Origin of the sequence: Micromonospora sediminicola (assembly GCF_900089585.1) — a bacterium.
GTDB lineage: Bacteria > Actinomycetota > Actinomycetes > Mycobacteriales > Micromonosporaceae > Micromonospora > Micromonospora sediminicola.
Genome location: NZ_FLRH01000003.1, coordinates 544,247 through 564,287 on the forward strand (window position 1 = coordinate 544,247; position 20,041 = coordinate 564,287).

General features: G+C 73.0%; 19 protein-coding genes and 3 tRNA genes. 14 read left to right on the top strand and 8 right to left on the bottom strand.

The window, feature by feature from the left end; translation table 11 throughout:
* The first annotated feature begins 17 nt into the window (after positions 1 to 17).
* Both GA0070622_RS03045 and GA0070622_RS03050 read left to right on the top strand, forming a co-directional pair.
* Positions 18 to 617, top strand: coding sequence for a hypothetical protein (locus GA0070622_RS03045; protein WP_091568170.1), 600 nt, complete (start codon positions 18 to 20; stop codon positions 615 to 617).
* Positions 618 to 696: 79 nt separating this feature from the next.
* Positions 697 to 1,407, top strand: a complete 711-nt coding sequence (locus tag GA0070622_RS03050; protein ID WP_091568173.1) for a glycosyltransferase family 2 protein — start codon at positions 697 to 699, stop codon at positions 1,405 to 1,407.
* Between the two features lie 67 nt (positions 1,408 to 1,474).
* Here GA0070622_RS03050 and GA0070622_RS03055 read toward each other — a convergent pair whose 3' ends face one another.
* Together GA0070622_RS03055 and GA0070622_RS03060 are read right to left on the bottom strand one after the other, a co-directional pair.
* Positions 1,475 to 2,359 (bottom strand): transketolase family protein, encoded by an 885-nt coding sequence (locus GA0070622_RS03055; RefSeq protein WP_091576801.1) that lies wholly within the window; start codon positions 2,357 to 2,359, stop codon positions 1,475 to 1,477.
* A 14-nt stretch (positions 2,360 to 2,373) separates the two neighbouring features.
* Positions 2,374 to 3,057 carry a transketolase gene (locus GA0070622_RS03060; RefSeq protein WP_091568178.1) on the bottom strand — a complete coding sequence of 228 codons (684 nt, stop codon included), beginning with the start codon at positions 3,055 to 3,057 and terminating at the stop codon, positions 2,374 to 2,376.
* A 46-nt stretch (positions 3,058 to 3,103) separates the two neighbouring features.
* Between GA0070622_RS03060 and soxR the strand changes: the two genes are divergently transcribed.
* A complete protein-coding gene (gene soxR / locus GA0070622_RS03065) occupies positions 3,104 to 3,547 on the top strand; it encodes a redox-sensitive transcriptional activator SoxR (protein WP_091568183.1) in 444 nt (147 codons plus the stop codon).
* A gap of 4 nt (positions 3,548 to 3,551) precedes the next feature.
* Here soxR and GA0070622_RS03070 read toward each other — a convergent pair whose 3' ends face one another.
* On the bottom strand, positions 3,552 to 4,526 hold the full coding sequence (locus GA0070622_RS03070; protein WP_091568187.1) for an NAD(P)H-quinone oxidoreductase: 975 nt from the start codon (positions 4,524 to 4,526) through the stop codon (positions 3,552 to 3,554).
* 71 nt (positions 4,527 to 4,597) lie between these two features.
* Between GA0070622_RS03070 and GA0070622_RS03075 the strand changes: the two genes are divergently transcribed.
* The 3 genes from GA0070622_RS03075 to GA0070622_RS03085 all read left to right on the top strand — a co-directional run bounded on the left by GA0070622_RS03075 (position 4,598) and on the right by GA0070622_RS03085 (position 5,960).
* Positions 4,598 to 4,684 (top strand) — tRNA-Ser (locus GA0070622_RS03075).
* Between the two features lie 50 nt (positions 4,685 to 4,734).
* Positions 4,735 to 5,385 (top strand): DNA alkylation repair protein, encoded by a 651-nt coding sequence (locus tag GA0070622_RS03080; protein ID WP_091576804.1) that lies wholly within the window; start codon positions 4,735 to 4,737, stop codon positions 5,383 to 5,385.
* A 41-nt stretch (positions 5,386 to 5,426) separates the two neighbouring features.
* Positions 5,427 to 5,960 (top strand): YbhB/YbcL family Raf kinase inhibitor-like protein, encoded by a 534-nt coding sequence (locus GA0070622_RS03085; RefSeq protein ID WP_091568190.1) that lies wholly within the window; start codon positions 5,427 to 5,429, stop codon positions 5,958 to 5,960.
* 93 nt (positions 5,961 to 6,053) lie between these two features.
* Here GA0070622_RS03085 and GA0070622_RS03090 read toward each other — a convergent pair whose 3' ends face one another.
* Positions 6,054 to 6,764, bottom strand: coding sequence for a class I SAM-dependent methyltransferase (locus GA0070622_RS03090; RefSeq protein ID WP_091568193.1), 711 nt, complete (start codon positions 6,762 to 6,764; stop codon positions 6,054 to 6,056).
* Positions 6,765 to 6,971: 207 nt separating this feature from the next.
* Between GA0070622_RS03090 and GA0070622_RS03095 the strand changes: the two genes are divergently transcribed.
* On the top strand, positions 6,972 to 8,738 hold the full coding sequence (locus GA0070622_RS03095; RefSeq protein WP_091568198.1) for a DUF6311 domain-containing protein: 1,767 nt from the start codon (positions 6,972 to 6,974) through the stop codon (positions 8,736 to 8,738).
* Between the two features lie 14 nt (positions 8,739 to 8,752).
* Here the strand turns inward: GA0070622_RS03095 and GA0070622_RS03100 are convergent, their stop codons facing one another.
* Positions 8,753 to 9,535, bottom strand: coding sequence for a hypothetical protein (locus GA0070622_RS03100; protein ID WP_091576806.1), 783 nt, complete (start codon positions 9,533 to 9,535; stop codon positions 8,753 to 8,755).
* A gap of 322 nt (positions 9,536 to 9,857) precedes the next feature.
* Between GA0070622_RS03100 and GA0070622_RS03105 the strand changes: the two genes are divergently transcribed.
* Positions 9,858 to 11,387 (top strand): peptide deformylase, encoded by a 1,530-nt coding sequence (locus GA0070622_RS03105; RefSeq protein ID WP_091568203.1) that lies wholly within the window; start codon positions 9,858 to 9,860, stop codon positions 11,385 to 11,387.
* Positions 11,388 to 11,453: 66 nt separating this feature from the next.
* On the opposite strand, the gene GA0070622_RS03110 is transcribed toward GA0070622_RS03105, so the two are convergent.
* Positions 11,454 to 12,575, bottom strand: a complete 1,122-nt coding sequence (locus GA0070622_RS03110) for a globin domain-containing protein (RefSeq protein WP_091568206.1) — start codon at positions 12,573 to 12,575, stop codon at positions 11,454 to 11,456.
* Positions 12,576 to 12,697: 122 nt separating this feature from the next.
* Here GA0070622_RS03110 and GA0070622_RS03115 point away from each other — a divergent pair, with 122 nt between their 5' ends.
* Positions 12,698 to 13,471 (top strand): CPBP family intramembrane glutamic endopeptidase, encoded by a 774-nt coding sequence (locus GA0070622_RS03115; protein ID WP_091568210.1) that lies wholly within the window; start codon positions 12,698 to 12,700, stop codon positions 13,469 to 13,471.
* A gap of 60 nt (positions 13,472 to 13,531) precedes the next feature.
* Here the strand turns inward: GA0070622_RS03115 and GA0070622_RS03120 are convergent, their stop codons facing one another.
* Positions 13,532 to 15,121, bottom strand: coding sequence for a hypothetical protein (locus GA0070622_RS03120; RefSeq protein ID WP_245666114.1), 1,590 nt, complete (start codon positions 15,119 to 15,121; stop codon positions 13,532 to 13,534).
* Positions 15,122 to 15,369: 248 nt separating this feature from the next.
* Here GA0070622_RS03120 and GA0070622_RS03125 point away from each other — a divergent pair.
* The 5 genes from GA0070622_RS03125 (at position 15,370) to GA0070622_RS03145 (ending at position 19,180) form a co-directional block, all read left to right on the top strand.
* Positions 15,370 to 15,460: transfer RNA gene (locus tag GA0070622_RS03125), tRNA-Ser, on the top strand.
* Between the two features lie 36 nt (positions 15,461 to 15,496).
* A tRNA-Arg gene (locus GA0070622_RS03130) sits at positions 15,497 to 15,569 on the top strand.
* A gap of 333 nt (positions 15,570 to 15,902) precedes the next feature.
* Positions 15,903 to 17,222: an FUSC family protein gene (locus tag GA0070622_RS03135; RefSeq protein ID WP_091568213.1), complete on the top strand. Its 1,320-nt coding sequence runs from the start codon at positions 15,903 to 15,905 to the stop codon at positions 17,220 to 17,222.
* Positions 17,223 to 17,349: 127 nt separating this feature from the next.
* Positions 17,350 to 18,231, top strand: a complete 882-nt coding sequence (locus GA0070622_RS03140) for an NAD-dependent epimerase/dehydratase family protein (RefSeq protein WP_218060564.1) — start codon at positions 17,350 to 17,352, stop codon at positions 18,229 to 18,231.
* A 70-nt stretch (positions 18,232 to 18,301) separates the two neighbouring features.
* Positions 18,302 to 19,180, top strand: coding sequence for an RNA polymerase sigma-70 factor (locus tag GA0070622_RS03145; RefSeq protein ID WP_245666115.1), 879 nt, complete (start codon positions 18,302 to 18,304; stop codon positions 19,178 to 19,180).
* 90 nt (positions 19,181 to 19,270) lie between these two features.
* Here the strand turns inward: GA0070622_RS03145 and GA0070622_RS03150 are convergent, their stop codons facing one another.
* On the bottom strand, positions 19,271 to 19,927 hold the full coding sequence (locus GA0070622_RS03150; protein WP_091568227.1) for a dihydrofolate reductase family protein: 657 nt from the start codon (positions 19,925 to 19,927) through the stop codon (positions 19,271 to 19,273).
* Between the last annotated feature and the right edge of the window lie 114 nt (positions 19,928 to 20,041).

Consider the following 20,041-nt stretch of genomic DNA (forward strand, 5'->3'; position numbering starts at 1 on the left):
CGACGAGAGGAACACAGATGGCACGCCAGCGAATCGTCACCGGCGCCACCGCGCTGCTCACCGCCGCGGCGCTCGGCCTGTCCGGGTGCGGCGCGGGCCGGGTCGGCGCCGAGCCGGTCCGGGAGACCGCGGTCGAGGTGGCCGCCGCGATGGGCGCGGACGGTCAGGCGCTCGCCGCGCTCGGGGTGGACGCCGCCGACCTGGACGTCGACCCGGTCGCCGCGCCCGCGCCGTCCGCCTCCGGCACCCCGGACGAGCAGGCCCGACCGGACCGCAAGGCCGGTGCGCAGGAGTGGCGCAAGCGACACCGCGCCCGGGTGCTGCTGCGCAAGAACACCCTGCACGGCGAGGTCGTGGTGCAGACCAAGGAGGGCACGAAGACCGTCGCGGTGCAGCGGGGTCAGGTCACCGCCATCGATGACCGTTCGATGACCGTGAAGTCCACCGACGGCTTCACGAAGACCTGGACGTTCGACGAGAAGCTGCGGGTGGTGGAGCGCCGATCCACCGTTCGGTCGAGTGACATCAAGGTCGGCACCACGGTGGGAGTGGCCGGGGCTACCCAGGGTGACGGTGGGGTCGCGCGCCTGGTCGTGGTGCCGCTCAAGCAGGGCTGACGAGGACGGCTGTGGGTGACCTCAGGGATCTGCCAGGCTAGGCTATGCCCCGACCTGCCGCCGCCTTTGTGGAGAACCCGTGAAGCTCTCGATCCTCATGCCGGTCTACAACGAGGAAGAACGCATCGCGGACGCCCTCAAGCAGGCGTTGGCGGTGGACTACCCCTGCGAGATCGAGCTGGTCGTCGTGGACGACGGCAGCCGGGACGGCACCGGCGAGGTGCTCGGCCGGGTGGACGACGCCCGCCTGCGGGTGATCACCCACCCGCGTAACGCCGGCAAGGGCGCGGCCATCAAGACCGCCGTGGACAACGCCGAGGGTGAGTACATGGTCATCCTCGACGCCGACCTGGAGTACGACCCGCAGGACATCCCGCGCCTGCTGGAGCCGGTGCTCGACGGCCGGGCCACCGTGGTCTACGGCAATCGCACCTTCGGCAGCCACAGCTCCTACAGCTTCTGGTACGTGATGGGCAACAAGGGCGTCACGCTGGCGGCCAACGTGCTCTACAACTCGTACATCGGCGACCTGGAGACCTGCTTCAAGCTGATGCCGCTGGCGCTCTACCGCTCGCTCCAGGTGCGCTCGCGCGGCTTCGGCATGGAGGCCGAGGTCACCGGCAAGCTGCTCCGCCAGCGGATCCGCCCCTACGAGGTGCCGATCAGCTACCGGGCCCGGGGCCGCGAGGAGGGCAAGAAGATCACCTGGAAGGACGGCGTCGAGGCGATCTGGATCCTGGCCCGCGAGCGCGCCCGGCGCCGCCCGGTCGGCCCCGCCGCCGCGCGCTGACCCGAACGACACGAGGACCCCGCATCCCGGCGCCGGCCGGGGTCGCGGGGTCCTGTCGTGTCCGGGTTCAGGCGGTGGGTCCGAGGAACGCGTCGACCGAGCGGCGCAGCCCGGCGGCGTCCAGTCCGTGCCAGCGGTCGTGGTCCTCCGGCCCGCCGTAGCGGCGCAGGTCCGCCCGGCCGACGCCGAGGGCGAGCAGCCGGTGCGGCCGGTCGGCCAGCGCCTCGCTCACCACCCGGGTCGAGGTGCCGGCCAGGTACGGCTCGACGAGGATCACCTCGGCGCCGGCCAGCGCCCGCAGCCCGGCGGTGTCGAACGGCCGGGGCCGGTGGGTGTAGGCCACCGTGACCGGCCGGTCGGCCACCGCCTCCAGCGCCGCGTCCAGCGTCGGCCCGACCGCCACCAGCAGCGGCGCGCCCGCTCCGGCGTCCCGGACGACCCGCAGCTCACCCGCCTCCGGGTACGCGGTCGCGTTGCTCCGGGTGGACAACCGCAGGTACGCCGAACCCAGCCCGCACACCGCCGCGCGCAGCAGCGGTCGCACCTCGTCCGGGTGGCCCGGCACGTGCACGGTCCAGCCGTCGAGCGTGTCGACCAGGGCCACGTCGGCCGGCCCGAGGTGGGTGCGCCCGGACGCCGCCCGGTCGTAGGAGGCGCCGATGCCCACCAGCACCGCACCCACCCCCTGGTGGCCGAGGTCGAGTTTGATCTGCTCGTAGGCGCGCTCGACGAGGAACGGGGCGTAGCTGTGCACGATCGGCCGCTGCCCGGTCAACGCCAGTCCGCCGGCCACGCCGATCATGAGCTGTTCCCGGATGCCGACGTTGACCACCCGGTCCGGGTGGCGGGCGGCGGCCGGCTCGAAGGCGGCGGCGGAGATGTCGGCGAGCACGATCACGCTCCGGGGGTCGGCGAGCACCTCCTCGGCCGTGCGGACGAACTCCTCGCGCATGGTCGTGGTCATGGTCACTCCCCGTTGTCGACGACCGCGACGACGACGTGCGGCCGGTGGTGGTCGTGTCCGGTGAGGGCACGGTGCAGGGCGTCGTGGTCGCGCCCGTCGACGGTGGCGGCGCTCCACCCGTGCACGGTGAACCGGCTCGCCACGCCGCCCGGCCAGCCGTGCGTGGCCGAGTGGTTGTCCACCACGATCGCGGTCAGGTCGGCCAGGCCCGTCGCCCCGGCGTACGCGATCGCCTCGTGGTTGGATCCCTCGTCCAGTTCGGCGTCGCCGAGCAGCACGTACACCCGGGGGCCGGTCCGTCCCTGGGCCCGCAGGCCGAGCGCGGTGCCGACGCCCAACCCGAGGCCGTGACCGAGCGAGCCGGATCCGATCTCGACCCCCGGCACGAGGGTGCGGTCCGGATGGTCGCCGAGCCGGCTCGCCGGGCCGCCCTGGTCGTCGAGCCACTCGACCGGTACGAAGCCGCGGGCGGCGAGCAGCGCGTAGTAGCCGGCGACCGCGTGCCCCTTGGAGAGCAGGAACCGGTCCCGGTCGGGGTCGTCCACGGTGGCCGGGGTGATCCGGAGCACCCGGTCGTAGAGCACCTGGAGCACGTCCAGCGTCGAGTACACGTTCGGGCCGAACTCGCGGCCGGCGCGGACCCGGTCCAGCAGCGCGGCCAGCTCGGTGGCGGTGGTCGTCGTCATACGGATAGCCTCGGACCTGAAGCGAACTTCAACTCAAGGCCCTGTGATGCATGAGGCAACCCTGACCATCGGCCAGCTCGCCGACCGGAGCGGCGTGGCGCCCTCCGCGCTGCGCTACTACGAACGGCTGGGCCTGATCCGCGCCGCCCGTACCGGCGGCAACCAGCGTCGCTACGCCCGCACCGAGCTGCGCCGGGTGGCCTTCGTCCGGATCTCCCAGCAGGTCGGCGTGTCGTTGGACGAGATCCGGGAGGCGCTGGACTCGCTGCCCGCCGGGCGTACGCCGACCCCCGACGACTGGGCCGCGCTGTCCCGGGCCTGGCGGGACCGGCTGGACGAACGGATCCGGCTGCTCGGCAAGCTCCGCGACGACCTGGACGGCTGCATCGGCTGCGGCTGCCTGTCGTTGCAGCGCTGCACGCTCTACAACCCCGGCGACTCGCTCGCCGCCGAGGGCCCGGGCGCCCGCCTGGTGCTCCCCCGGGATTGAGGCGTCACCGCACCAGCAGCACCTTGCCGAGGTGGTCGTTGGTCTCCACCAGCCGGTGAGCGTCCGCGGCGTCCGCCATCCGCACCCGGGCGTGCACCACCGGGCGCACCCGACCGGCCTCCACCAGCGGCCACACCTGCTCGCGGACGCCGCGCGTGATCGCCGCCTTCTCCGCCACCGGACGGGACCGCAGCGCGGTGGCGTGCACCGAGCCGCGCTTGGCCAGCAGCATCCCCAGGTCGAGTTCGCCCTTGCGGCCACCCTGCATGCCGATCACCACGAGCCGCCCGCCGGTCGCCAGCGCCGCCACGTTCCGGGGCAGGTAGGACGCGCCCATGATGTCGAGGACCACGTCCGCGCCGCGCCCGTCGGTGACCCGGCGTACCTCCTCGACGAAGTCCTGCTCCCGGTAGTCGATCGTGTGCGCGGCCCCCAGCTCGCGCAGCCGGTCGTGCTTGGCCGACCGGGCGGTCACCACCACCGTCGCGCCCAGCGCCACCCCGAGCTGGATCGCGAACGTGCCGATCCCGCTGCCGCCGCCGTGCACCAGCAGCGTGTCGCCCTCGGCCAGCCGGGCCAGGTCGACCACGTTCGACCAGACCGTGCAGGCCACCTCCGGCAGGGCGGCGGCGTCGACCAGGTCCACCCCGGCCGGCACCGGCAACAGCTGCCCGGCCGGCACGGCGACCTGCTCGGCGTATCCGCCGCCGGCCAGCAGCGCGCAGACCTCCTGGCCCACCGACCAGCCGGTCACGTCGGGACCGAGCGCGCGGACCGTCCCCGAGCACTCCAACCCGGGGTACGCGGGCGCACCCGGCGGCGGCGGGTAGTGGCCCTGCCGCTGGAGCAGGTCGGCCCGGTTGACCGCGCTGGCCCGCACCTCGACGACGACCTCGCCGGGGCCGGGCTCGGGGTCGGGCACCTCCGTCCAGACGAGGGCCTCGGGTCCGCCGGGTTCGGTGATCGTGATCGCGCGCATGGCTCAGTCTTACCCGATCCCGGGTTCGTGGCAGACTATGCGCGGTCGGGTTCCCCTCGGGGAGCACGTCGGGAGGGTTCGCCTAGTGGCCGATGGCGCTGGTCTTGAAAACCGGTAAGGCAGCGATGTCTTCGTGGGTTCGAATCCCACACCCTCCGCCCGCAACGCCCTGGAGGCCGAGGTGACGGACGCGGCGTTGGCCGAGGTGATGGCCGAGTTGGTCGCGCTGGAGGACCCGAAGGTCCGCGCGGTCAACGAACGGCACGGCGACGACCACGGGGTGAACCTGGGCAGGCTGCGGGCGGTCGCGAAGCGGCTGAGGACGCAGCAGGAGCTGGCCCGCGAGCTGTGGGCGACCGGTGACAGCGCGGCCCGGCTGTTGGCGCTGCTGGTCTGCCGGCCGAAGGCGTTCGGGGCGGACGAGCTGGACGCCATGCTGCGCGAGGCGCGCACGCCCAAGGTGCACGACTGGCTCGTGACCTACGTGGTGAAGAAGAGCCCGCACGCCGAGCGGCTGCGGCTGGCCTGGCTCGCCGACCCGGATCCGGTGGTGGCGAGCGCCGGTTGGGCGTTGACCACCGAGCGGGTGGCGCGCAAGCCCGACGGGCTCGACCTGGCCGGCCTGCTGGACGTGATCGAGGCGGAGATGCGGGACGCCCCGGACCGCCTCCAGTGGGCGATGAACCACTGCCTGGCCCAGATCGGGATCGACCACGCGGGGCACCGTGACCGGGCGATCGCCGTCGGCGAGCGCCTGGCGGTGCTGAAGGACTATCCGACGCCGCCGGGCTGCACGTCGCCGTACGCGCCGATCTGGATCACCGAGATGGTGCGCCGGCAGCACGAGAGCGGGGTATGAAGGGGCGCAGAACATTTCGCGCACCCGGAAGGACCGTTTCGATGACCCTGGAACGACCGATCGCCCCGGACCCGTACGAGCTGCTGCCGACGGTGTCGGCGTTCGACCTGACCAGCGACGACGTGCACAACGGCGAGCCGATGGACGCGCGGTACGCGCACGGCAGCGCCGGCGGCGAGAACGTGTCGCCGCACCTGTCCTGGTCCGGCTTCCCGGCGGAGACGAAGAGCTTCGTGGTCACCTGCTTCGACCCGGACGCCCCGACCGGCAGCGGGTTCTGGCACTGGGTGCTGGTGGACGTGCCCGCGTCCGTCACCGAGCTGCCCACCGGGGCGGCGGAGGCCGACCTCGGGGGCGCGTTCAGCATCCGCAACGACTACGGCGACACCGGTTACGGCGGCGCGGCGCCGCCCCCGGGGGACCGACCGCACCGGTACGTCTTCGCGGTGCACGCGGTCGACGTCGAGCGCCTGGACGTGGGCAAGGACGCCAGCCCGGCCTTCGTCGGCTTCAACCTGGCGTTCCACACCCTGGCCCGCGCGGTGATCCGCCCGACCTACCAGGTCAAGGACTGACCAGAGGTAAGCAGGGGCCCCTTCTTAACACGTGGGTGTGAGAGGGGGCCCCATCTATACCGGAGGCGTTAAGAGGGGGCCCCTCCTTTCGCCTCAGGCGGGGACGCGAGCGACCGCGAAGACGGACTGGCCGAACGGCGGCCGGACCCGCTGCTCCGCCGCCTTGGTCGCGGGCAGCACCAGCGTGTCGTAGACCTTCACCATCGGGCCCTCCTTCGGCATCAGCCGGAAGACCTTGGTGGCCATGAAGTAGCCGATCAGGCCGAGCGCGTTCGCGTAGTGGATCTTCTCCACGGTGAGCCCGGCCTCGGTCATCGCCGCGCCGAGCGTCTTCTTCGTGTAGCGCCGCACGTGGCCGGTGGCGATGTCCGCCGGGCTCATCGCGAACTGGAACGCCGGCACGATGATGACCACCGCGCCGCCGGGCCGGACCAGGTCGCGCATGCTGCGCAGCGCGCCCACGTGGTCGTCGATGTGCTCCAGCACGTTGTAGGAGACGGCGGCGCTGTAGTCGCCCCGCTCGGTGTGCGGCAGCAGCATCTGCCGGACCTCGACGCCCGGGTGGTCGGCCAGCCGTTCCTTGAGCTTGATCAGCCGCTCCGGGTCTGCCTCGGTGGCGGTGATCCGGGGGAGGTGCTCGGCCCACTCCAACGCGTAGTCGCCGAGGCCGCTGCCGATCTCGATGGGGTTGTCACCGAGGTAGGGCACGGCCAGCTCGACGAACCACCGTCGGTGGTTGACCGCCGTCGCCAGGCCTTCGAGCACCTCCGACTGGACGCGCTGATCCCCAGTGATTTCTGCCATGCGTCGATTCCTCACGATATGACTGACCCGCGCCTGGACCGTCAGAGTCAACCATCTGGATGGCTGGTGGGGAAATCGGGGCACCGGGGTGGCCGAATTGCGGTCGGGTGGGGCACGTGATCGGCGGTCGGCGAACTCGGCACATAGTACGTGAGTCCCGGAAACATGTCACGGGCCCGTCATACCCTGACTACGCTCTGAAATGTCATGACTACTCCGGAATCGGACGTCGGCCCACGGGGCCGGCGGTTCGACGCCCTCGCCGTGCTCAGCTTCGTGCTGCTCGCGTTCTGGCTCACCGCTCGCCTGTGGGTGGATCCGGCGAACGGGGTCCGGGACAATCGCACCGATCAGGCGCAATTCGAATGGATGATGGCGCACGGTGCGCGCGTCGTCACGGACTTCGCCTATCCATTCACGTCGGACCGGATGAATGTGCCGGACGTGGTCAATCTCATGGCCAATACGTCCGTATTATCCATTTCGGTACCGCTGTCGCCGATAACGCTGTGGTGCGGGCCGCGGTGGTCCTTTCTCATTTTCCTCACCCTCGGCCTCGCCGCCACCGGAGCGGCCTGGTATTTCCTGCTCTCCCGCGTGGTGATCGGCGCGCGCGGGCCGGCCTGGCTGGGCGCCGGCTTCTGCGCGTTCGCGCCCGCGATGGTGTCGCACGCCAACGCCCATCCGAACATCGTCAGCCAGTTCGTGGTGCCGCTGATCGTCTGGCGGACGCTGCGGCTGGCGCAGCCCGGCCGCTGGCTGCGCAACGGCGTGCTGCTCGGCCTGGTGATCGTCTGGCAGGCGTTCCTCAACCTGGAGATCCTGCTGATGGCCGCCATCGGCCTGGGCGTGGTGGTGCTCGCGCTCGCGCTCGGGCGGCCCGCGCTGCGGTCGGCGGCACGCCCGTTCGCCGCCGGGCTCGGGGTGGCCGCCGTGGTCGCCGGGGCGCTGCTCGCGTACCCGCTCTGGGTGCAGTTCTTCGGCCCCGGCGCCTACAGCGGGCTCTCCACCCTGATCCGGGGCTACTCCACCGACCTCGCCGCGTACGTCGCGTGGTCCCGGGAGTCGGTGGCCGGCGACGCCCGGGGCAGCGAACCGCTGGTGAAGAACGCGACCGAGGAGAACGCGTTCTTCGGGTGGCCGCTCGTGGTGCTGGTGGCCGCGCTGGTCTGGTGGCTGCGCCGGGACGCGGTGGTGCTCGGGCTGGCCGCGGTGGGGCTGGTGTTCGCGCTCTTCTCGCTCGGCCGGGAGGTCCGGTTCGACGGGCGGGACACCGGCGTCCCGGGCCCGTGGGCCGCGCTGGAGAACCTGCCGGTCCTGCACTCGGTGGTGCCCACCCGCTGGTCGCTCGCGCTCACCCCGATCGTCGGCGTGCTGCTCGCGCTCGGGGCCGACCGGGCCCGACGTCTCGCCGCGCGTCACCCGGCGGCGCGCGGGCAGATCCGGTTCGCCACCGGCACCGTGCTGGCCATGGCGCTGCTGCCGATCCTGCCCACCCCGCTGCCGGCCAAGCGACTCGACCCGACACCGGTGTTCGTCACCTCCGGGGCCTGGCGTCCCTACGTCGCCGACGGGCGGAGCGTCGTCACGCTCCCCCTGCCCGACACCACGTACGCGGTCCCGCTGCGCTGGTCCGCCGAGACCGGGCTGGACATGCCGCTGGCCCGGGGCTACTTCCTCTATCCGGACACCCGCCCGGGCGGCGACCGGATCGCCCTCTTCACCGCGCCACCGCGTCCCACCAGCACGTTCTTCGACACGGTGCGGCGCACCGACGCGGTGCCCCCGATCACTCCGCAGGACCGGGTGGCCGCCGTCGACGACCTGCGGTACTGGCGGGCCGGCGTGGTGATCCTCGACCCCCGGCTGCGGCAGGCCGAGGCGCTGCGCCGGGCGATGACCGAGTTGACCGGGATCACGCCCACCCGCTCCGGCGGGGTGTGGCTGTGGGACGTCCGGCCACTTGCCGACTGAACGCGCCCGGGGGGTCAGGTCTGGCGGACGCAGCAGCCCTGGCAGACCTTGGGCCGGGGCAGCGTGAACGCGAGGCAGCAGGTGCGTCGCTGCACGGTCGGTTCGCCGGTCGGGCCGGGCACCAGCTCGACCAGGTCGCCCAGGTCGAGCGCGTCCAGCAGCGTGGTCACGGTCGCGGCCGACGGGCCGGGCAGCGCGTCCGCCGCGCGCAGGATGCCGTGCGCGATGCCGGACGCCACCGAGCCGAGCAGCGTACGGGTGCCGATCCGGACCTCGCCCTGGATGGCGGTGATCAGCGGGGCGAAGTGCGCGTCGAGCAGCGACGCGCGCAGCTCGCCGAGCAGTGCCGTCTCGTCGGCGACCACCCGGATCCCCGGCGCGCCGCTGAGGGCGAGCGGGTCACCCGGCAGCACCGCCACCGGGGTCGAGGCGCGCAGCCCCAGGGTGAGCAACTGGTGGTGGTCCTCGAAGTGCACCAGCACGTGGGCCGGGTCGAGCAGCGGCACCCGGCGGGCCGAGGCCCAGCCGAGCACGGCCGGCAGCGCGGTCCAGTAGCTGTAGGACTTCCAGGCCAGCGCGGCGCAGGCGTGCGGGGTGCCGCCCCAGCGCCGGCCCGCGGCGGTGAGGAACTCGGGCAGCAGCGTGCCGTCGACCAGGCGGGCGGCCGGGGTCCAGCGGTCCAGCTCGTCGCGGACCAGCAGGCCGGGCGCGAGCCCGGGCAGGTCGTCGGTGCCGAACATGACGCGCAGGGTCGCGGTCACCGGGGCGAACGGGGTGGCGACGTCGCGCCCCGGCATCACCGCAGTCACCTGGCCGTCCCCTGTCTGGTCGCCCTGCCGGCCGGCGCGTGCCGTCGACCGAAGCTAAGGCTAGCCTAACCACATTCCCCGGCGGAGGGAAAGTGGTGCCACGGGCTTCAGGGGGAGGTCCCGGTCACTCCGTCGCCGTCGCGTACTACCCGGCGGGGTGGGCGGAAAACGCCGCCGGGCGAGCCGGGCGGGTCGCGCAAGCATCGACGCGCGCCGTTGAATTGTCAAGGCGAGTGTCGAATACGAGGCAGTTTCCGTACACGTCCGGCCACCCAACGTGAAAATGGTCGTCCCGGCTACGAGGAAGCTGATGACGACCTCACCGATCGAGCGTGCCGCCGACTCGTTCGCGGCCGAACTCGCCCGGCACCGGACCGGCCGAGGGCTGTCCAAGAAACAGTTGGCGACGCTGATGGGCTTCGACCCGTCCTACGTCAGCCACGTCGAAGGGCGCCGCCACCGGCCCACCGAGGACTTCGCCCGCCGGGCCGAGGCCGTCCTGGAGGCCAGCGGCGCGATCTGGCAGCGCTTCCGGGAGTACGACGAGCTGCGGCACGGCCGGGCCGCCGGCGCGCACCGGGATCCGCCGGTACCCGGCCAGTGGCTGCCGCCCGGCACCGGCCTGGTGGTCGAGCGCGAGGTCGCCACGCTCACCCACACCGGCGACGGCTACCACTGCGCCATCCGCCGGGAGCTCTACAACGCCGGCACCGAGCCGGTCACCCGCTACCTGGTCCGGGTCGCGGTCGACCGCTACCCGAACGATCCGGGGCGCTCCAACCGGCACCACCGGGAGCATCCGCTCACCTTCGCCGAGCTGCAACTCACCGCGTACCGGGACGACGGCAGCGGGCGGGAGCCGATGCACTGGCGGGCCAAACACGACCGGGACGCGTTCAAGGAGATCTGGCTGCTCTTCGAGAACGACGAGGGCCGCTTCCCGCTCTACCCGGGCGACCGGGTCACCATCGAGTACGCGTACCAGGTCGGCCGGGACAAGTGGGGCCCCTGGTTCCAGCGCGCCGTACGCCTGCCCACCCGGCACCTGGCGGTGCGCCTCGACCTGCCCGCGGACCTCGACCCGAAGGTGTGGGGCGCGGAGACCTCGCTGTCGGCGGAGGAGGGACCGCTGCGGACGCCGATCCAGCGCACCACTGCCGACGACCGGCTGATCTTCGACTGGGGGACCGACGACCCGCCGCTGAACGCCCGCTACCGGTTGCAGTGGCGGTTCCGCAGTCCGGCGCCGGAGGCCGAGCCGGACGGCCCGCCGGCCGGCGGCCGGGTGCGGGCCAGCGACCGGATGCGCGCGGTGGGCATCGTGCAACGCGGCGACGACCTGCTCCGGCAACCGGCCCGCCCGTTCGACCTGCCGGCCGAGGAGCCGCACGCCCGGAAGGTGGTCGACCGGCTCGCCGGCATGCTGGTCCGCCTGGACGAGCTGCACCCGTTCAGCAAGGGCGTCGGCCTCGCCGCCCCCCAGCTCGGCCTCGGCTGGTCCGCCGCCCTGGTCCGCCCCGCCGACCGGGCGGCCGAACCGGTGGTGCTGCTCAACCCCCGCGTGGTGGACGCCGCCGCCGAGACCGACGAGCAGTACGAGGGCTGCCTCTCCTACTTCGACCACCGCGGCCTGGTGCCCCGGCCGCTGCGGATCGACGTGGAACACGCCCTCTGGGACGGCAGTCGGGTGATCACGTCCTTCGAGTACGCGATGGCCCGGCTGGTCGCCCACGAGATCGACCACCTGGAGGGGCGCCTGTACGTCGACCGGATGGCCCCCGGCGTACCGCTGGTGCCGGTGGAGGAATACCGCGAGACCGGTACCCCCTGGCGCTACTGACACGGGGGGCCGGGTCGCGTGCCCCAGGGGGCGGGGGCACGCGACCCGGCTCGGGGGGAGAAAGGTTCAGAGGTTGCCGAACGTGTCGTAGCGGATGTTGTCCGGCGGGACGTCGTCGGCGGCGAGCGCCCGCAGCGTCGCCCGGACCATGGCCGCCGAACCGGAGACGTAACAGTCGTGCGTGGTCCACGGGCCGTACCGGGTGACCACCTCGGAGACGTCACCCTGCTCACCGGCGTAGTCCGCGTCCTCGCTGCACGCCGGCGTCACCGACAGCCAGGGGTGGGTCGCCACCAGCTCCTCCAGACCGGCCAGCCCGTACAGCTCCTCGGGGCGGCGGGCGCCGTAGAAGACGTGCACCCAGCGGGTTCGGTTGACCCGGGCCAGCTCCTCCACCAGCGCCTTGATCGGGGCCAGCCCGACGCCGCCGGCCACGCAGAGGATGTCCCGGGTGGAATCCGGGTCCAGCGTCATCGAGCCCATCGGCGCGGCCACCCGCAGCAGGTCACCCGGCTTGGTCCGGCGGACCAGCGCGCCGGAGACCCAGCCCGCCGCCCCGGGCGGTGTCCGGACGTGGAACTCCAGCACGTTCTCCTCGTTCGGGGCGTTCGCCACCGAGTACGTCCGCCACACCCGGGGGTGGTAGCGGGGCACCTCCACGCTCACGTACTGACCGGCCTTCCAGGGGAGCGGATCCTGGAGGGCGCGGACGGTCAGCACCGCCGTGTCCGGGCCGTGCCGCTCGTGGGTGAGCACCTCGGCGTGCCAGAACGGCGGGTTCCCGTCCGCCTCCGCGCCGGCGAGCATCCGCTCGCTGATGCTCGCGTACGCCTCCCGCCACGCCTGGTCGTACTCCAGGTTCCAGCCGTCGCCGGCGGTGCTGCGCAGCGCGTCGAGCAGGGCGACGCCCATGGTCTCGTAGTGGGCGGACGACACGTGGAACTTCCGGTGGTCCCGACCCAGCGCGCGCAGGTACTCGTCGAAGCTCTCCGGGTCGTCCACCGTCTGGGTGGCCGTGACGATGGCCTCCAGGATCCGGTCGCCCTGCCCGTTCATCTGCACCGGGAAGAGCGCGCGCAGCTCCGGGTCGAGGAGGAACAGCCGGGCGTAGAAGTGGCCGCTGAGCCGCTCCCGGTGCTCCTCCACCAGGGCCCAGCTCTCCTTCAGCAGCCGCGCGAAGTTCTCCACAGGGGCACGCTCCTTCTCCGTACGGGCGGATCGGCCCCCATAGAATGTCCACGCAGCGTGTCCGTCGGTCGCACACGATGTGCGACCGGCCCCCCTCGTCGCCGAGGTGGTTTCATGGTCCGGTGACGGTTGACGAGCTGGCCCGGCCGGTCTCCCGCCGGGTGCTGGGCACCGAGACGCTGCTCGTGCTCGGTCTCTCCCTCGGCCAGTCGGCCGTGTACGCGCTGGTCTCGCTGGTCGCCAAGCTCACCGCGTCGGGCGGGCTGTCGAAGCAGACCGCCGCGCTGAACACCTCCGCGTCCGCCCGGCCCTACCTCGACCTCACCTACCAGCTGCTCGGGATCGTCTTCGCGCTGCTGCCGGTGCTGCTCGCCGTACACCTGCTGGCGCGCGACCCCGGCGACCCGGCGCGGACGCTCGGCGTCGACCTCCGCCGGCCCGGCTCCGACCTGGTCCGCGGCGCGGGCCTGGCCGCGCTCATCGGCCTGCCCGGCCTGGCGCTGTTCTGGGTGGCGGCGCAGCTCGGCATCAACGCCACCCTCGTTCCGGCCGCCCTGCCGGACCTCTGGTGGGCGGTGCCGGTGCTGATCCTCGCCGCCGTGCAGAACGCCGTGCTGGAGGAGGTGATCGTGGTCGGCTATCTGGTCACTCGGCTGCGCCAGCTCAACTGGCGGCTCGGCGCGGTGCTCGCGACCAGCGCGGTGCTGCGCGGCTCGTACCACCTCTACCAGGGCTTCGGCGCGTTCGTCGGCAACGCCGTGATGGGGCTGATCTTCGGGTGGTTCTACCTGCGCACGCGTCGGGTGGCCCCGCTGATCGTCGCGCACACCCTGCTCGACGTGGTCGCCTTCGTCGGCTACGCGCTGCTGCCGAGGTCCTGGTTCGGCTGGCTCTGAGCGTTGCGCCAGGTCGGCGAGGTGGCGGGTGATGCCACCACCTCGCCGTACCGGTGTCGATCAGGCGCGGGTGGGCCGGTAGCGGGCGACCGCCCGGGCGGCGAGCCGCTCGGCGGCGGCCGTACCACCGGTCGCGGCCGCCAGCGCCGCCGCGCCCGGCAGCAACCGGGCGGCCAGCCGCAACCCGAGCCACCCACCCGCCTGCGCGGCCACCGGCGTGGCCAGCCGCCAGGCCGCCTCGGCCACCCGCCCCCACGGCCCGTCCGCCGGCTCGTCGGCCGCCCGGGCCGCCGCCAGCGCCGCCCGGGCCGTGCCGTCGTCCGGATGTACCGACGTCAGCACCAGCAACTCGGCCGCCCGGTCCGGATGCGCCGGCTCCCGCCCGTAGGCGGCGGCCAGGTGCAGCACCAGGTTCGCCTGGGTCCAGAGCACGGCGGTCAGCTCCGCGACCGGCGCGAACAGCCCGGCGCCCGCCGCCAACGCGCCGCCCGTGCCGGCCATCCGGACGAACCGCCGGGTCGCCAGCCGGGCCACCCCGTCCGCGTCCGCCTGCGGGTAGGCCCGGCGGACCTGCTCCACCCAGTCCCGGGCACGCGGACCGAGGGCGTCCACCGCGGCCAGGGCCAGCAACTCCGGCGCGAACCCGGGGTGGTCGCGCAACCTCGGCCCCACCGCCCGCCAGCCCTCCACCGGGGTACGCGCCACCGCCGCCGACCCGTCGGCCGGCCCGGTGCTCCGCTCACCCGTGCCCGCCGGGGTCGGCTGCGCGACGTCTCCACCGACGCGCTCCGGCCCGGCGGTCTCCGCGCCCGGCCCGGCGGTCTCCGCGCCCGGCCCGGCGGTCTCCGCGCCCGGTCCGGCGGTCTCCGCGCCCGGTCCGGCGTCCGGAGCGACGTCCGCGGCGGCCTGCTCGGCGGTGCGCTTCGCCGGGCTGGTCCGCGCCGCCGGGGCGGCCTTGGTGGTCCGGCGGGCGCGCGCGGGGCGGGACGTTGCCCCCGATTCCTCGGCCGTGACCGGCAGGGCGTCGTCGGGCCGCGGCCCGGCCGTGGACGGTTCGGTCCCGGCCGGGGCGGTGAACTCGGGCGCGCCGGAGGTCTTCCGGGTCGCGCCGGCCGCCTTCCGGGCGGCGGGCGCCGCCTTCTTTGCGGCCGGGGCGGTCCTCTTGCCGGCCGGGGTGACCTCCACAGCGGCAGCGGTCCCGTCCTCGGTGGCGGCCGTCCCGGTGGAGGCGCGTCGCGCCCGCTTCGGCGTCCCCTTCGCGACCGGGGCCGGCCCGGTCGCCGTCGCCCCGACCGGGGACTCCCCGGACGTCGTACTCCCGGCGGAAACCTCGCCCGGCATGGGATTGCCGGCCGCCGGTGGTGGGGCGGGCACCGCCGGCTCGCCGGGGAGCACGGCCGGCGGCGCACCGGGATCGGTGTCGTCCGGCTCGGTGGCGGCCCCGCCGGGCCGCGTGCCCGGACCGGTGTCGCCCGCCTCGGCGGCGGCCGTGCCGGCGCGCGAGGCCGGATCGGGCCCGGACAGGGCGCCGCCGGCGCGTGGACGAGGGGCCGGCGCCGTCTCGGTGACCGGGGTCGGCGGCTGGAAGACGACGGTCGGCGGGGTCCGACGCGACCGCCCGCGCGGTGGGGTGTCCTCCGTCGCCTCCACCGGAGCGGGCTCCGGCGCGGGTGGCGGACTGAAGGTCGGTCGGGGGGAGCGGCTCCGCCGGGCCTTGGCGGCGGGCTCGCGACGGGGCGGATCGCTCGGCGGGTGCTCCTGCATATCGATGGAGCGTAGCCGTGGAGGTGATCTGGCACACGGTGGAAACACGGTGGCCGGGTCGGGTACCGGTAGTCGCTTTGCTCCGGGCGGGTGCGGACCTGTATTCTCGGGCGCGGTGACCTCCGGGCCACCAGGGAGACTTCGCCTAGTCTGGTCTATGGCGCCGCACTGCTAATGCGGTTGGGGTCTTAAAGCCCCTCCCGGGTTCGAATCCCGGAGTCTCCGCGCGAAAGCCGGTTGTGTAGACTGGCCGAGCACCGGGCGCCCGTAGCTCAATGGATAGAGCATCTGACTACGGATCAGAAGGTTAGGGGTTCGAGTCCCTTCGGGCGCACAGGATTGATAAGGGCCCGAACTGCGGAAACGCGGTTCGGGCCCTTATTGCTGTTCGGCCTGTGCGGACAGCGGATGCGACGTGGTGCGGCTCCTCCGCGGCCTGCGGCAGTCGAGGGCCAGCCGGCCGGGGCGGGCGCGATCGGTCCGGCCGCGGTGCCCACTCCGTGATCGGCCACCCGGGCGCGCCCCGACAGCAGCAGTGTCAGCGCGACGGCTACCGCGATGATCGCCACCCCGTTGATCCCGGCCCAGAACATCGCCAGTTCCCGCAGTGTCGGGCGCTGCGGCCTTCATGGGTGATTCGTCCGCTCACGGCGGGGTAATCACCCCCATGGCCGATCATGACCGTGATGTCGCCCGTTCCCCGCTCGACCGGGTCGTCGAGCGGGGCGGCCACCTGCTCTCCACCGCGCGGGAGGAAGGCGGGGCGTTCGGGCGCGCCCGCCGGCGTCAACTGGAGATCATCCTGATGATCGCCGTGCAGGCCGGGCTGGCGGCCGGCTTGGCCGCGTTGCTGGCGGCCCGGCTCGGGCCCGGGGCCCACGTCTTCGCTCCGGCCGCGGCGGTCGGCACCATCGCCACCGCGATCGGTCAGCGTGTCCGGCGCACCCTGGAACTGCTCGCCGGCGTCGGCGTCGGCATCGTGGTCAGCGATGTGCTGCGCTACTTCCTCGGTTCCGGCGTCGTGCAGACCGGCCTCGTGGTCACCGTGGCCATCGCCACCGCGTTGCTGGTGGCCGGGCGCGGTGGTGCCCTGGTCGGCCAGGCGGGCGGCACCGCCGTGCTGATCGCCACCCTGGCCCCCGCCGACCACAACCTGGAGGTGCCCCGAATTGTCGACGCTCTGATCGGCGGGCTGGCGGGACTCTTCGTGGTGGCGGTGCTGCTTCCGGTGAACCCGCTACGAATACTCGACAATTCGGCCCAGCCCGTCATCTCGGGACTGACTCGGCAGCTCGACGCCATCGCCGAGGCGCAGACGAACCGGGACGCGGAGGCGGCCATGCGTGCCCTGGAGGCCCTGCGCAATCTCGGCCCCGACGTCGGCCGGCTCACCGACGCGCTCAGCGGGGCCCAGGAGGTGGTCACCATCGCGCCGGCCCGCTGGCGCCGCCGGCAACACTTCCACCGGTACGCCGCCGCCCTGCGTCACCTCGAACAGGTGATCCTCTACACCCGGTCCGTGGCGCGCCGTACCGTCACCGCCCTGCAACACGACGAGCCCGTACCGCCCGCACTGCCCATGGCCCTGTCTCGACTCGCCGATGCCCTGCGGGAGCTGCACCAGGCATGTCGTGACGAGCGCGAGTTCACCCGGGTTGACCAACTCGTCCTGGAGAGCGCCCAGTGTGTCGGCCGTGCCTGGGGGCAGGGGGTGCGTTCGGACGGTGAGGCGATGATCAACGATATTCGTACGGCCGGCAGCGAGGTGCTGCGCGCCGCGGGTTGCCCGACGGAGGAATCCAACGAGCTGGTGCGACGGGCGACAACGGCCGGTGAGGTCGAGACGCGTCCACCGGCGCGGGCACATCTGTACCGGCCGATACCCGACCGGGGGCATCGGCCGGTCCGATCCCGGTCACGCGCCGACCGAGCCGCCCCCGCCCGCCGCGCACGGAAGCGACGGACCCCGCCGGCGGACGGACGATGACAGCGACGCTCGCCCGGCGGCGGGTGCGACCGCTCTCCCGGGCCCGTGTCTCAGGTCACCCGGCACGGTGTCACGTCCGTGGCAGCCGTTCTGTCACCTGGTCATGACAGACATCAGGAACGTTCTGTTGGCAGGGGCGAGCGGCGTCTTCGGACGGCACGTCGCCGCGGAGCTGACCGCCGCGGGCTACCGCGTGCTGGGGCTGGGCCGGGGGCCGGGCAACAGCGTCGTGGCGGACCTGCTGGACCGGTCGGCGCTGGTGCGGGCCGTGGACGGTATGGCGATCGACACGATCGTGCACGGCGCGACCGCACTACGGCGCGCGCCGATGCGGCACGCCGACATGGCCGCGACCGACGCCCTTCGAACCATCGGAACCGCCAACCTGGTCGAGGCGGCACGGATCACCGGCGCCCGGCGGATGATCGCCGAGTCGATGGTGTTCGGATACGGATATCAGGACATGGGCGACCGGGTCCTCACCGAGTGCGACGAGTTCGGTCCGGCGGGCCAGGACCGGCGGTCGCAGGCACACGTCGACGCGATGCGCGTCAAGGAACAGTTGGTGACCGGCGCTGACGGCATCGAGGGCATCGTGCTGCGCTTCGGTCTGTTCTACGGGCCCGGTGGCACCGAGGCGATGGTGGACCTGCTGAACAAACGCAGGCTGCCGGCCGTGGCCGATCGTGGCCGGGTGCTGCCGTGGGTCGAGCTGGGCGACGCCGCCCGGGCGGTGGCGCTGGCCGTGGAGGGCGGGCGCCCCGGGCAGGCGTACAACATCGTCGACGACGCGCCGATGGGCTTCGGCGCGCACGTGCACGCGGTCGCCGCCGCGTTCGGCACCCCCCGGCCGATGACCGTACCGGCCTGGCTCACCCGCCCGATGTCGTACGCCCACCGGATGTTCACCACCAGCATGCGAGTGTCCAACGCCAGAGCCCGGGCGGAGCTGGGCTGGACGCCGCGTCACCGCGACTGTGCCGCGGGCCTGGCCGCCATGTGTGCCTGACATGCCATCGGCACGTCGTCGCAGCGCACCGCCTCCCGGCCGAAGTGGGCGGAGCTGGCACGATACCCCGGTGACGATCCAGGACGGGACCGAGCAGGACCCCTTCACCGCGCACCGGGGGTTGCTCTTCGCCACCGCCTACCGGATGCTCGGGTCGGTCGCCGACGCCGAGGACATCGTCCAGGACGCCTGGCTGGCCTGGAACAAGGCAGACCGGGCCGAGGTACGCCATCCCCGGGCGTACCTGGTCCGGACGGTGACCAACCTGGCGTTGAACAGGCTGACCTCGGCCCGGGCCACTCGCGAGTCGTACGTCGGCCCGTGGCTGCCCGAGCCGCTGCTCACCTCACCCGACATCGCCCACGTGAGCGAGACGGTCGAGAACGTCTCGATGGCGATGCTCGTCGTGCTGGAGACCCTGACCCCCGTGGAGCGCGCGGTGTTCGTGCTGCGTGAGGCGTTCGGCTTCGCCCACGGCGAGATCGCCGGATTCCTGGACCGCCCGGAACCCACGGTCCGGCAGATCCACCGCCGGGCCCGCGCTCACGTTCAGGCCCGGCACGTCCGGTTCGACGCGGACCCGGCCCGGCGCGAACAGATCACCGCCCGATTCATGAGCGCCTGCGCCGGAGGCGACCTGAACGCCGTCATGGAACTGCTCGCACCCGAGGTCACCGCGTGGTCCGACGGTGGGGGGAAGGTCACCGCGGCGATCCGTCCGCTGCACGGTCCCGGCAACGTCGCGCGTTGGCTGCTGGGCGTCATGGCCAAGCCCGAGATGGCGTCGGCGGCAGTCGTAACGGCCGTCGTCAACGGGGAACTCGGCATCCTGTGCCTCATGGGCGGTAGGCCCCTTGGGGTGCTCACCTTCGACATCGAGGACGGTGGCCTGCTGCGTCACCTCCGCTTCCAGGTCAATCCTGACAAGCTCGGCGGTCTCACGAACTGACGGCACCACGGCCGCGAACCAGGTTCGGGATACCGAGGATCGTGGTCGGCGGGGTGGCACCTGTCGTCCGCGTGCCACCCCGCCGGCCACCTAGCGGATGCTCTCCCTGCCGTCGCGGACCACGAACTCGCCGGCTTCGGCCGTGGCGAACGTGGTCTGCTGGAGCGTCAGCGCGACCGCCCCGGAACCGCCGTTCATGACCTGGGACTCGGCGACCCGGTAGCTGGCCGGGGCCGCGCCGTCGGCGAACAGGCGCTTGCCGTCGCCGACGACGACCGGGAACTGGATGACCCGGTAGACGTCGACCAGCCCGGCATCGTGCAGCGTGCGGACGAGTTGCCAACTACCGTGCACCTGCAACTCGCCGCCCGGCTGCTCCTTGAGCCGTCGCACCTGCCCGACGACGTCGTCGCCGCGCAGCACGGTGGTCGTGCCCCAGGCGGCCTCGTCGTCGGTGAGCGTGCTGCTCACGACGTACTTCCGCACGTGATTGAGCGCCGTGGCCACGACGTTGTCGGGATCGGTCACCGTCGACCAGTACCGGCGCATCATCTGGAAGGTGGTCCGCCCCAGTAGGATCGCCTCGGCCTTACCGAACCAGCCGGCTACCGGCTCGAGCTGCCCTTCGCCGCTGTGGGGCACCAGCCAACCGCCGCGGACGAAGCCGTGGGACGGATCCTCCTGTACCCCACCCGGCCCCTGCATGACTCCGTCGAGGCTGACGAAGGTGTGAACGCTGAGTCTCATGGTCGTCTCTCCCATGGTCGTGCGGCATGCCGCCGCCACCGGCGAGAGACGGATCGGTGTCCCTCGCCCATGACCTGTAGACAGGGATGACCGACCGGACGTGACACCAGCGGC